We start from the raw sequence: 12,002 nt of genomic DNA, 5'->3' as shown, positions 1-12,002 counted from the left end.
GGGGGAGGGTGCCGGGGCCGGTGCACCGCGGGTGCTCCTAGGGGGCGTCTCTCCGATCTTTGCGGATCAGGCCGCGGCTCCCCCAGCTACCGCTGGGGGTGCCCCCAGTGCGTGCTCTCGGCGCACGCCCGGATCGCCCTCGTACTGGACGTACTTGGGTGATTCGGGCGTGCGGCGAGGTGCCGTGCCAGGCGTCGTGGACCCGCAAAGATCGGGGAGACGCCCCCTAGCCCCGGACCCCGCCGGACCGGGGCTACAGCGGCGTCACGTACGCCCCCGCGATCCCGCCGTCGACCAGGAAGTCCGTGGCGTTCACGAACGACGAGTCGTCGCTCGCCAGGAACGCGACCGCCGCCGCGATCTCCTCGGCCTGGGCGAAGCGGCCCACCGGGATGTGCACCAGGCGGCGCGCGGCGCGTTCCGGGTCCTTGGCGAACAGTTCCCTGAGCAGTGGGGTGTCGACCGGCCCTGGACACAGGGCGTTGACCCGGATGCCCTCGCGGGCGAACTGCACACCCAGTTCACGGGACATGGCGAGGACGCCGCCCTTGGACGCGGTGTACGAGATCTGCGAGGTGGCCGCGCCCATGATCGCGACGAAGGAGGCGGTGTTGATGATGGAGCCGCGGCCCTGTTCTCGCATGTACGGCAGGGCGGCCTTGCAACAGAGGTAGACCGAGGTGAGGTTGACCTCCTGGACGCGCTTCCAGGCGTCCAGGCCGGTCTCCAGGATGGAGTCGTCGTCGGGCGGCGAGATCCCGGCGTTGTTGAAGGCCACGTCGACGGAGCCGTACGTGTCGTAGGCCGCCTTGAACAGCGCCTCGACCTGGGCGGCGTCGGTGACGTCGACCTGGACGAAGGTGCCGTTGACGGCCTCCGCCGCTTTGCGGCCCGCGCTCTCGTCGATGTCGGCGCACACCACGTTCGCGCCTTCGGAGGCGAGCCTGCGGGCGGTGGCGAGGCCGATGCCGCTGCCCGCTCCGGTGATGACGGCGGTACGTCCGACGAGCCGGCGGCAGATGATTTCTTCGGTCACAGTGCGGAGCCCTCCGTGCTGATGAAGACGTTCTTGGTCTCGGTGAAGGCGGTCAGGGCGTCGGGGCCGAGTTCGCGGCCGAGGCCGGACTGCTTGTAGCCGCCGAACGGGGTCCAATAGCGCACGCTGGCATGCGAGTTGACGGACAGGTTGCCCGCGCGAACGGCCTGCGAGACGCGGATGGCGCGGCCCGAGTCTCGGGTCCAGATGGAGCCGGACAGGCCGTACTCGGTGGCGTTGGCGAGCCGGATCGCGTCGGCCTCGTCCTCGAAGGGAAGGACCACCGCGACCGGCCCGAAGACCTCGTCGGCGGCGACGGGCGCGGCCGGGTCGACGCCGGTGACGAGGGTCGGCGGGAACCAGAAGCCGGGCCCTTCGGGTGCGGTGCCGCGTACCGTCTCCAGGTCGTCGGTGACGTACGAACGCACCCGCTCCAGCTGCACCTTGGAGATCAGCGGGCCCATCTGGGTCTTCTCGTCGGCCGGGTCGCCGACCACCACGCGCTCGATCGCGGGCGCGAGCAGCTCCATGAAGCGGTCGTACGCGGAGCGCTGCACCAGGACGCGGGTGCGGGCGCAGCAGTCCTGGCCGGAGTTGTCGAGGAATGACATCGGGGTGGCGGCCGCCGCGGCCTCGATGTCGGCGTCGGCGAAGACGATGTTGGGGCTCTTGCCGCCGAGTTCGAGGGTCACGCGCTTCACCCGGTCCGCGCACCTGGCCATGATGTGCTTGCCGACCCGGGTGGAGCCGGTGAACACGATCTTGGCGACATCGGGGTGCTCGACGAGCGCGGCGCCCGTGGCATCGCCCGCGCCCGGCAGGACCTGGAACAGGCCCTCGGGCAGGCCCGCTTCGAGGCCGAGCGCGGCGAGCCTGAGCGCGGTCAGCGGGGTGGTCTCGGCGGGTTTGAGCAGGACCGCGTTGCCCGCGGCGAGCGCGGGGGCGGTGCCCCAGGCGGCGATCGGCATGGGGAAGTTCCAGGGCGCGATCACGCCGACGACGCCGAGGGGTTCGAGGAGGGTGACGTTCAGTCCGCCGGGCACCGGGATCTGCCGGCCGCTGAGCCGTTCCACTCCCCCGGCCGCGTAGTCGAGCAGGTCGCGGGCGTTACCGGCTTCCCAGCGGGCGTTGCCGATGGTGTGTCCGGCCTCGGTGACCTCCAACTGGGCGAGTTCTTCGAGGTGTTCGTCGACCTGGACGGCGAAGCGGCGCAGGGTGCGGGCCCGGTCGGCGGGGGCCAGGGCGGACCATGTCCGCTGGGCCGCGACGGCTCGGGCCACGGCCGCGTCGACCTCTTTTGGGCTGGTCGCCGGGACGGTGGCGACGAGCTCCTCGGTGGCCGGGTTCAGTACGTGGTGCTCGTACGACAAGAAGGGCCTCACATGCGTTCGAAGGAGCGGCGGAGCTCCCAGTCGGTCACCGCGGCGTCGAACGCGTCGAGTTCGACCCGCGCCATGTTGCGGTAGTGCGCGACCACTTCGTCGCCGAAGGCCGCCTTGGCGACGGGGCTGTTCTCCCAGAGTTCGGCGGCCTCCCGCAGGGTCGTGGGGACGTGCTCGAAGTCGGCGGTGTACGCGTTTCCGGGGCAGGCCTCCGGGAGTTCGAGCCGCTGCTCGATGCCGTACAGGCCGGCCGCGACGAGCCCGGCGACCGCGAGGTGCGGGTTGACGTCGCCGCCGGGCAGCCGGTTCTCGAACCGCATCGAGCGGCCGTGTCCGACCACGCGCAGGGCGCAGGTGCGGTTGTCGTGCCCCCAGGCGACGGCGGTCGGCGCGAACGAGCCCGGCTGGAACCGCTTGTACGAGTTGATGTGCGGCGCGTACAGGAGGGAGAAGTCGCGGAGCGCGGCGAGCTGACCGGCGAGGAAGTGCCGCATGACGGGCGACATTCCGCCGGGGTCGTCGGCGGAGCCGGCCATGGCGTTGGTGCCGTCGGCGTCGGCGAGCGAGAGGTGGATGTGGCAGGAGTTGCCCTCGCGCTCGTTGTACTTGGCCATGAAGGTGAGCGAGACGCCCTCCTGGGCGGCGATCTCCTTGGAGCCGGTCTTGTAGATGGCGTGCTGGTCGCAGGTGACCAGGGCCTCGTCGTAGCGGAAGGCGATCTCGTGCTGGCCGGGGTTGCACTCGCCCTTGGCGGACTCGACGGTGAGGCCCGCGCCCGCCATCTCGTTGCGGATGCGGCGCAGCAGGGGTTCCACGCGGCCGGTGCCGAGCACGGAGTAGTCGACGTTGTACTGGTTGGCCGGGGTCAGGCCGCGGTAGTCGGCGTCCCAGGCCTGTTCGTAGCTGTCCTTGAAGACGATGAACTCCAGCTCGGTGCCGACCTGCGCGCTGTAGCCGAGCGCGGCGAGCCGATCCAGCTGGCGGCGCAGGATCTGCCGGGGGGCGGCGACCACGGGTGAGCCGTCGTTCCAGGCGAGGTCGGCGATGAGCATGGCCGTGCCCTCGTTCCAGGGGACGCGGCGCAGCGTGGTCAGGTCGGGGACCATCGCGAAGTCGCCGTAGCCGGTCTCCCAGCTGGACATCGCGTACCCGTCGACGGTGTTCATCTCCGCGTCCACGGCGAGCAGGTAGTTGCAGCCCTCCGTGCCGTGTTCGAGGACGTCGTCGAGGAAGAAGCGGGCGGCGAACCGCTTGCCCTGCAGCCGACCCTGCATGTCCGGGAAGGCCAGGACGACGGTGTCGATCTCGCCGCTCGCGACGAGAGCACGCAGCTCCTCGACGGCAAGCGGGGCTGTGCGGTCTGCCACGGGGTCTCCTCCTTGGGCGGTCCGGAGGCCATAAGGTATGCCTGCGAACCATTCCTTGGGAAGGGGGAAACGCCCCATGGTCATCACCGAAGGAGCCGACCGGCTCACCCAGGTCCTGCGCCCGGTGCGCGCGGGCAACGGATTCGAGGAGGCGCTCGAGCAGATCCTCCAGGTGGTCCGCCTCGGCCTGGTCCCGGCGGGTGAACGCCTGCCCGCGGAACGGGAGTTGGCCGAGCTGCTCGGCGTCAGCCGGGTCACGCTGCGCGAGGTGCTCAAGGTGCTCCAGGACCAGGGTCTGGTGGAGAGCAGGCGCGGCCGGTACGGCGGTACGTTCGTGCGCGCCCGGGAAGGCGGCGCGGCGGGCGAGGCGGAGTTGCGGCGCAGGCTCGCGGACGTGGACCTGGAGGACGCGCTGCGCTTCCGCGAGGTCCTGGAGACCGGGGCGGCCGAACTCTGCGCGTCCCAGGGCCTGCCGAGGGAGCAGGAGGACCGGCTGCTCGACGCGCTCGCGGCCACGCAGGACGCTCCGCTGACGGACTACCGGCGCCTCGACACCCTCTTCCACCTCACGCTCGCCGAGCTGTCCGGCTCACCCACGCTGGCAGTTCAGTACGCGGCGGTACGGGCCACGGTGAACGACCTCCTCGACTGCATACCGCTGCTCGTACGCAACCTGGAGCACTCGCAGCAGCAGCATGCGGCGCTGGTGGCGGCGGTGCTCGACGGGGACGCGGGGGCTGCGCGGCGCGTGATGCGGGAGCACTGTTGCGGTACGGCGGCGTTGTTGCGGGGGTTCTTGGCGTAGGGGTTCCGCACCGTCGACCCGGTCACCGCCGATCGCCCTCCGGGCTCGTCCTCAAACTCCCCCAGCTACCGCTGGGAGGTGCCCCCAGGACGGGCTGGATCGGCCCACCTGGGGCTCGAATTGAGCCCCTCCGGCGATTGAGGAGGCCCGTCCGGCAGGACTTTCGGGAAGGGGCGGGGCGGGGAGAAAAAGTGCCGCAGGCCTTGCGCTGCACCCGCCCCCACCGCAAAGGTATGGAGCCATTCCATTGGCGAACGCGGGGAGCCTCTGCCATGACGCAAGCACGTCCAGCGAGCGACACCACCGCCCCATCAGGCCCCGGCGGGGACGACTACCTGGAGCGGAGAGCGCTACGCCGCGGCAGCGCCGGCTGGGTGCTGCTCACCGGACTCGGAGTCGCGTACGTCGTCTCCGGCGACTTCTCCGGCTGGAACTTCGGCCTCGCGGAAGGCGGTTTCGGCGGTCTCGCCATCGCCATGGTGCTCATGGGCGTGATGTACACGTGCATGGTCTTCTCGCTCGCCGAGCTGTCCTCGATCCTGCCGACGGCGGGCGGCGGTTACGGATTCGCCCGCCGCGCGCTCGGCCCCTGGGGCGGCTTCCTCACCGGTACGGCCATCCTCATCGAGTACGTCCTCGCGCCCGCCGCCATCTCCATCTTCATCGGTGACTACGTCGAGTCGCTCGGCCTGTTCGGCCTGGAGTCCGGCTGGCCGCTGATCCTCGTCTGCTTCCTGATCTTCATCGGCATCCACCTGTGGGGCGTGGGCGAGGCGCTGCGGTTCAGCTTCGCGGTGACCGGCATCGCGGTGGCCGCGCTGCTCGTCTTCGCGGTCGGCGCGTTCATGGAGTTCGAACCGTCCGGCCTGAACGACATCAAGGTCGACACCGAGGCCTTCGGCGCCAACTCCTGGCTGCCGTTCGGGATTCTGGGCATCTGGGCGGCGTTCCCGTTCGGTATGTGGTTCTTCCTCGGCGTGGAAGGCGTGCCGCTGGCCGCCGAGGAGACCAGGAACCCGGCCCGTACGCTGCCCAAGGCGATCCGCTGGTCCATGCTGATCCTGGTCGTCCTCGCGGTGCTCACGTTCGTCGCCGCGGCCGGGGCGCGCGGTTCGGCCGCCATCCAGGAGGCGGGCAACCCGCTGGTCGAGGCGCTGCAGCCGGGCGGCGAGCCGACCACGCTCAGCCGCATCGTCAACTACGCGGGCCTGGCCGGCCTGGTGGCCTCGTTCTTCTCGCTCATCTACGCGGGCTCACGGCAGCTTTTCGCGCTCTCCCGGGCCGGCTACCTGCCCCGCTTCCTCTCCCTGACCAGCCGCCGCAAGGCCCCGTACCTGGGGCTGCTCGTACCGGGTGCCATCGGCTTCGCGCTCGCCGCGGGCAGCGGGGACGGCGCGCGGATGCTGAACGTCGCGGTCTTCGGCGCGACCATCTCGTACGCCCTGATGTCCCTCTCGCACATCGTGCTGCGCCGCCGCGAACCGGGCCTCGACCACCCCTACCGCACCCCCGGCGGCATCCTCACCTCCTCGGTGGCCCTCGTCCTCGCCTGCGCGGCGCTCGTGGCGACGTTCCTGGTGGACGTGACGGCGGCGCTCATCGCCCTCGGGGTGTACGTGGTGGCGCTGGCCTACTTCGGCCTGTACAGCCGCAAGCACCTGGTGGCGCGGGCGCCGGAGGAGGAGTTCGCGGCCCTTGCCGCGGCCGAGGCAGAGTTGGAGCGGAACTAGGGCATGTCGTCCTGCGGCGAAGGGATGTGCACGTGACCGGACCGTTGATCGGGGTCAGCACGTATCAGGAGGCGGGCGCGCGCTGGGGCGTGTGGGAGCTGGAGGCGGCGCTGCTGCCCGTCGGCTACCCCCGGCTCGTGCAGTCGGCGGGTGGCCTCGCCGCGATGCTGCCGCCGGACGACCCGGCGCGGGCCGAGGCCGTCGTGGCCCGGCTCGACGGACTGGTGATCGCGGGCGGCCCGGATGTGGAACCGGTGCGGTACGGCGCCGAGCCCGAGCCGCGCACCGGCCCGCCGGACCGCCCCCGGGACACCTGGGAACTCGCCCTGATCGAGGCGGCGTTGGCGTCCGGCACGCCACTGCTCGGCATCTGCCGCGGCATGCAGTTGCTCAACGTCGCGCTCGGCGGCACCCTCGTCCAGCACATGGAGGGCCACGCCGTGCAGAAGGGCGTCTTCGGCAGCCACCCGGTGCGGCCGGTGCCGGGCACCCGGTACGCGTCGATCGTGCCCGCCGAGGACGCCGTACCGACCTACCACCACCAGGCCGTCGACCGGCTCGGCCGCGACCTGGTGCCCTCGGCCCACGCCGCCGACGGCACCGTGGAGGCCGTCGAACTCCCCGGCCCCGGCTGGGTGTTGGGCGTCCAGTGGCACCCGGAGATGGGGACGGACCTGCGGGTGATGCGGGCCCTGGTGGCGGCGGCGCGGGGCTGAGCGTCCGGCCACACGGGGGGGGCGGCGGGGCTGAGCGCCCGGCCGCACGGGGGCTGGGCTGAGCACCCGGTCCGCGAAGGCCCCGCGCACCGCCGTACGCCCCACGCACCGCCGTACGCCCCACGCACCGCCGTACGCCCCACGCACCGCCGTACGCCCCACGCACCGCCGCACGCCCCACGCACCGCCGCACGCCCCCTACTGCGCCCGGCGCGTCAGTGACAGCAGGTCGCGGCCCGGTCCGGTCGGGCGGGCGTCGGAGCGCCAGACCGCGCGCAGCGCACGGCGCAGTTCCACACCTTCGACCGGGATCTGCACCAGGCGGTGCGCGGCCAGTTCCTCCGCCACGGCGAGTTCGCTGAGCACGGCGGGGCCCGCGCCGCTGGCCACGGCGGCCTTGAGCGCGGTGGTCGAGGTGAGTTCGAGCAGCGGCGCGGCCAGGCCGCCGTGGCCGGCGAGTGCCGCGTCCAGGACCTCCCGCGTACCGGAGCCCTCCTCGCGCTGGATCAGTGCCGTCGCGGCGAGTTCGGCCGGGGTGAGCGGTGCGCGCCGGGACGCCCACGGGTGGTCGGGCCCGACGACCACGACCAGCCGGTCCCGGGCGACGATCGCGCCGCGCAGGCCGCGCGGCGCCGTGCGCCCCTCCACGAAGCCGAGGTCGGCCTCACCGGCGAGCAGCCGCTCCACGACGGCCGCGGAGTTCCCGGCGAGCAGCGACACCGCCGTGTCCGGGCGCTCCCGGCGCAGCGCGATCAGCCAGCCGGGCAGCAGATACTCGGCGACCGTCATGCTCGCCGCGACCCGCAGCCGCGAGTCGCGCCGGTCCCGCAGCGCCTCCGCTCCCGCGTCGAACGCCTCCGCCGCCTCCACCACGCGCCGGGCCCAGTCGGTGACGAGCACCCCCGCGTCGGTGAGCCGCGAGCCGCGCGGCGAGCGGTCCACAAGGCCGACGCCCAACTGCCGTTCCATGGCCCGGATCCGGCTGCTCGCCGCGGGCTGGCTGATGCCGAGCTCGCGGGCCGCCCGGCCCAGGCTGCCGAGCCGTGCCACGGCGAGCAGCAACTGCAGCGCGCCGAGGTCCGGCACCCGATGGGACAGCCCTGCGGCCGCCCCTCCCTCCACCTCACTCATAACTCCAGCTTATGCCCTCATAGAGAGATCCCCCCTGGTGACGGCAGGTCAGCGGCGAGAGCCTGGGGCCATGGCAAGCTACGCGCACCCGCAGCACCTCCCCTCCCCCGCCCTCACGGTGAGCCGCGGGACCGACTCCCCGCTGCGCCATCTGGGCCCCAACTGGTACGCCGCGGTCATGGGCACCGCGATCGTCGCGTCCGCGGGCGCCGCGCTGCCCGTACCGGTGCCGCGCGCCGCCTCCGTCACCGTGTGGGCGCTCTCCGCGCTGCTGCTCGCCGTGCTCCTCGTGGCCCGCGCCCTGCACTGGCTGCACCACCGGGACCAGGCCCGCGCGCATCTGCTCGACCCGGCGGTCGCGCCCTTCTACGGCTGCCTGTCGATGGCGCTGCTCGCGGTCGGCGGCGCCACCCTCACGCTCGGCGCCGACGTCATCGGCGCGCGGGCCGCGCTCGCCGTGGACGTGGTCCTGTTCACCGCGGGCACGCTGGTCGGCGTGGTGGCCGCCGCGGCGATCCCGTACCTGATGGTGACCCGGCACGAGCTCGCGCCGGGCACCGCGTCGCCGGTGTGGCTGCTGCCCGTCGTGGCGCCGATGGTCTCCGCCTCGCAGGGGCCGCTGCTGCTTCCGCACCTGCCGGCCGGGCAGTGGCGGGAGGCGATGCTGCTCGGCAGCTACGCGCTGTTCGGCCTGAGCCTGCTCGCCACGCTGCTCATGCTGCCGCTGATATTCGGGCGGCTCGTGGTGCACGGCCCGCTGCCGCTCGCCCTGACCCCCACCCTGTTCCTGGTGCTCGGCCCGCTCGGCCAGTCCACCACCGCCGTGGGCGCCCTCGCCGACGTGGCGCCGGACGCGATCAGCGGCTCGTACGCGGGGGCGTTCGAGTCCTTCGCCGTGGTGTACGGCGTCCCGGTGCTCGGCTTCGCACTGCTGTGGCTGGCCCTCGCGCTCGCCATGGTGGTCCGCGCGGCCCGTGCGGGACTGCGGTTCGGCATGACCTGGTGGGGCTTCACGTTCCCGGTCGGCACCTGTGTCACCGGCGCCGCGGGCCTGGCCCGGCACACCGGCCTGGCCGCGTACGGCTGGCTGGCGACCGCGCTGTACGCCTTCCTGGTCATCGCCTGGGCGGTGGCCGCCGTCGGCACCCTCCGCGGCCTGGCCTCCGGCCGCCTCCTGGCGGCCCCCGCCCGCGCGTGACAGCTACTGGAACGCGGCCCGCAGCTGCGCCCCGAGCACCTTCGGCGCTGTCACCAACGACGGCCCGTACCAGGTGAGTTGACGCCCGTCGACCAGCGCGGCGGGCACGCCGGGGAAGGACTCGGGGCCGTCGTCGGCGGTGAAGCGGTAGGGCTCGTCGGGCAGCACGACCAGGTCGGGGTCGGCGGCCCGCAGCGCGTCGAGCGACAGCCGCGGATAGCGTTCCGGGTGCCCGGCGTGAATGTTGACGACACCGAGCCGGGCGAGCAGATCACCGGCGAAGGTGTCCCGGCCGAGCACCATCCAGGGCCGCCGCCAGATCGGCACGACAGCCCGCACGCCGTGTACGCCCACCCCGTCCCGTACGCCGAGAGGCTGAGCCGGTGACTCCCACGCGGCGGCGGCCTCGTCCAGCCAGCGGGGCCGGGGCAAGCGGCAGCCGCGAACCAGGACCCGGTCCAACTCCCGTAGCGCGGACGGCAGATCGCGGATCTCGGTGACCAGGACCTGCACCCCGGCGGCGCGCAGCGCGGCTAGGTCGGGGGCGCGGTTCTCCTCCTCGTTGGCGAGCACCAGGTCGGGCGCGAGCGCGAGGACGCGCGGCACGTCGGGGTTCTTGGTGCCGCCGATCCGTACGACCCCGAAGGCGTCGAGGTCCGCCGGACGGTCGCACCAGTCCGTGACGCCGACGAGCAGCTCCGGAGCCGAAGCGGCCACCGCCTCGGTGAGCGAGGGCACCAGCGAGACGACCCTCAAGCCGGACTCACTCCGGTTCCGCCTTGATGTGCTCGGCGACGGCGACGACCAGGACCCGGGTGTCGGGGCCCGCGGCCCGCCAGCGGTGCCGGACGCCGCCCGAGAGGAACAGCGAGTCGCCGCGCGCCAGTCGGTACGCCCGGCCCTCCGCCTCCACCTCGACGGCGCCCTCGGCCACGTACATCAACTCGTCGTTGCGGTGCTGGAACTCGCGGCCCGCGTCGTGCTCGCCGATGAACTCCAGGGCGTGCAGCTGCTGCTGGCCGTGCACCAGGCTGCGGGTGCTGGGCCGCTCAGGCGCCGGGTCGCCGCGCACCACCTCGACGATGCGCTCCGCGTCGGCGGCGGAGAGCAGTTCGATCGCGGTGGTGCCGAGCGCGTCGGCGACCCGCTCGAGGGAGGTGCGGCTCGGCCGGGCCCGCTCGTTCTCGATCTGGCTGAGGAACGGCACCGACAGGCCGCTGCGGCCCGAGACGGCGGCGAGCGTGAGGCGCAGCGCCCTGCGGCGGCGCCGGATGGCGACGCCGACCCGGGCTGATTCCTTCTCGTCCATCTCCGGCCCCCCTCTTGGTGCGTACGGTCAGATCGTGTGCTCAGCACCCTACGCAAGCCACCCGGTCCGCGCCCTGCCAACCGCTGTCCTGCTCCGGGTCCCCGAATCAGGGGTTCCGCTGCTCCCATTCTCTCGCGTCCCGCCCACCGGGGTAGGTCGGACGACGGCGCCCGAGCGATGCATTCCGGCCGAACCGCGAGGGGCGTACGCGGGCCGGGCCCCGGTCCCACGGAGAGCGACCGGACGACCCCTCAGAGCATCCGCAGGAGACGGACCCTCAGAGCTTCCGCCAGAACAGCAACTGCCCTGCCTCGCCCGGCGCCGCCCCCTCGCGCGGTACGAACACGCTGAGCAGCACGGCCGGGGCGCCGTCCGGTGCGGTGAGCAGGCTGGCCGAGGGGTTGGCGAAGGCGGTGCTGCCGCCTTCGGTGCGCAGGCCGAGGGGTGCGGCGAGGCCGCGCCGCGGGTCGTAGACATAGGTGCGCCAGCCCGCGAAGTCGTCGCGGCGCTGCTGCCCCTCGATCAGCACGAGCTCGCGGCCGTCGAGCCGGAGCGGGGCGCGGTCGCCGATGTTGCCCTGGTTGCCCCAGGCCGCCACGGCGGTGTCGAGGCGGGTGTCGGGCTCGGCGTGCCAGTGCCGGAAGTCCCGGAGCGTGGCGCGGAGTTGGCGGTCGGTGTCGCAGTCGGCCCGGTAGTGGCCGGTGAGTTCGACGGTGTCGCCGTGCACGGCGGTGATGCTGGGCGTGCCCTCGGCGCAGCGCGACAGGGTGCGCGGCGCGTCGAAGGACCGCGCGGGGTCGCCGCCGAGCAGCGCATCCAGGTCGGCGTACTTCCGTACGGCGATGTGGTTGGCCGGATCCCTCTCGTACGCGAGCACCCAGCCGCCGGACGGGTCCGCGGCGAGGGAGGGCTGGTGGGTGCCGGGGCCGAAGTCGTGGCGGCGGGTCCAGTGCCGCAGGTCGGCGGAGGTGGCCACGGCCGCGTGGAACCGGCCGTCGTCGAGCAGCGAGTGGTACACGGCGAGATAGCCGCCGTCCGGGGCCTGCCTGATGTCGGCGGCGTCCATGGTGCGGCCGGAGTCGTCCCGCGCGTCGTACACCCGGCCGTCGGCGTCGGTGACGTCCTCGGTGAGCGCGGCGAGCCGGGAGGCGGGACCGGAGAGCGGGGCGGCGTCGGCCCGGTCGACGAGGAGCACGGCGACGAGCAGGACGAGCGCGAGCACACCCGAGGCGGCGAGGCGGACGGGGCGGCGAGACAGGAGCACAGGGGAATTTCCGGGCGGACGGGGCGGGGGCTCTGTCGAGAGTAGGGAGCGGCGCGGGCGTACG

11 protein-coding genes are annotated in these 12,002 nt (G+C 73.1%); 4 read left to right on the top strand and 7 right to left on the bottom strand.

Going from position 1 to position 12,002, the window contains the following annotated elements:
- Positions 1-253: 253 nt before the first annotated feature.
- From GUY60_RS08305 to GUY60_RS08295, 3 genes are read right to left on the bottom strand one after another with little or no spacing between them, the layout of a single operon-like run.
- A complete protein-coding gene (locus GUY60_RS08305) occupies positions 254-1,036 on the bottom strand; it encodes a 3-oxoacyl-ACP reductase (protein ID WP_161695412.1) in 783 nt (260 codons plus the stop codon).
- A complete protein-coding gene (locus GUY60_RS08300) occupies positions 1,033-2,406 on the bottom strand; it encodes an aldehyde dehydrogenase family protein (protein WP_161695410.1) in 1,374 nt (457 codons plus the stop codon). The genes GUY60_RS08305 and GUY60_RS08300 overlap by 4 nt, the downstream gene beginning before the upstream one ends.
- An 8-nt stretch (positions 2,407-2,414) precedes the next feature.
- The gene (locus GUY60_RS08295; protein WP_161695408.1) at positions 2,415-3,785 is read right to left on the bottom strand and encodes a glutamine synthetase family protein; all 1,371 of its coding nucleotides are present in this window, start codon (positions 3,783-3,785) and stop codon (positions 2,415-2,417) included.
- A 76-nt stretch (positions 3,786-3,861) separates the two neighbouring features.
- Here GUY60_RS08295 and GUY60_RS08290 point away from each other — a divergent pair, with 76 nt between their 5' ends.
- The 3 genes from GUY60_RS08290 (at position 3,862) to GUY60_RS08280 (ending at position 7,036) form a co-directional block, all read left to right on the top strand.
- Complete coding sequence (locus GUY60_RS08290) at positions 3,862-4,590, top strand: FadR/GntR family transcriptional regulator (RefSeq protein WP_161695406.1); 729 nt, start codon at positions 3,862-3,864, stop codon at positions 4,588-4,590.
- 272 nt (positions 4,591-4,862) lie between these two features.
- On the top strand, positions 4,863-6,320 hold the full coding sequence (eat, locus tag GUY60_RS08285; RefSeq protein ID WP_161695404.1) for an ethanolamine permease: 1,458 nt from the start codon (positions 4,863-4,865) through the stop codon (positions 6,318-6,320).
- A gap of 32 nt (positions 6,321-6,352) precedes the next feature.
- Positions 6,353-7,036 carry a gamma-glutamyl-gamma-aminobutyrate hydrolase family protein gene (locus GUY60_RS08280; protein WP_161695402.1) on the top strand — a complete coding sequence of 228 codons (684 nt, stop codon included), beginning with the start codon at positions 6,353-6,355 and terminating at the stop codon, positions 7,034-7,036.
- Positions 7,037-7,234: 198 nt separating this feature from the next.
- Here GUY60_RS08280 and GUY60_RS08275 read toward each other — a convergent pair whose 3' ends face one another.
- On the bottom strand, positions 7,235-8,167 hold the full coding sequence (locus GUY60_RS08275) for a LysR family transcriptional regulator (protein WP_161695400.1): 933 nt from the start codon (positions 8,165-8,167) through the stop codon (positions 7,235-7,237).
- 70 nt (positions 8,168-8,237) lie between these two features.
- Between GUY60_RS08275 and GUY60_RS08270 the strand changes: the two genes are divergently transcribed.
- Positions 8,238-9,365 (top strand): TDT family transporter, encoded by a 1,128-nt coding sequence (locus GUY60_RS08270; RefSeq protein ID WP_161695398.1) that lies wholly within the window; start codon positions 8,238-8,240, stop codon positions 9,363-9,365.
- A 3-nt stretch (positions 9,366-9,368) separates the two neighbouring features.
- On the opposite strand, the gene GUY60_RS08265 is transcribed toward GUY60_RS08270, so the two are convergent.
- The 3 genes from GUY60_RS08265 to GUY60_RS08255 all read right to left on the bottom strand — a co-directional run bounded on the left by GUY60_RS08265 (position 9,369) and on the right by GUY60_RS08255 (position 11,938).
- The gene (locus tag GUY60_RS08265; RefSeq protein WP_161695396.1) at positions 9,369-10,121 is read right to left on the bottom strand and encodes a helical backbone metal receptor; all 753 of its coding nucleotides are present in this window, start codon (positions 10,119-10,121) and stop codon (positions 9,369-9,371) included.
- A 7-nt stretch (positions 10,122-10,128) separates the two neighbouring features.
- Positions 10,129-10,674 (bottom strand): helix-turn-helix domain-containing protein, encoded by a 546-nt coding sequence (locus GUY60_RS08260; RefSeq protein ID WP_161695394.1) that lies wholly within the window; start codon positions 10,672-10,674, stop codon positions 10,129-10,131.
- A gap of 277 nt (positions 10,675-10,951) precedes the next feature.
- Positions 10,952-11,938, bottom strand: coding sequence for a hypothetical protein (locus GUY60_RS08255; protein WP_312866223.1), 987 nt, complete (start codon positions 11,936-11,938; stop codon positions 10,952-10,954).
- Between the last annotated feature and the right edge of the window lie 64 nt (positions 11,939-12,002).

The sequence above is a fragment of the Streptomyces boluensis genome (assembly GCF_009908195.1).
Classification (GTDB): domain Bacteria; phylum Actinomycetota; class Actinomycetes; order Streptomycetales; family Streptomycetaceae; genus Streptomyces; species Streptomyces boluensis.
This window is presented reverse-complemented; position numbering and strand designations above follow the sequence as displayed.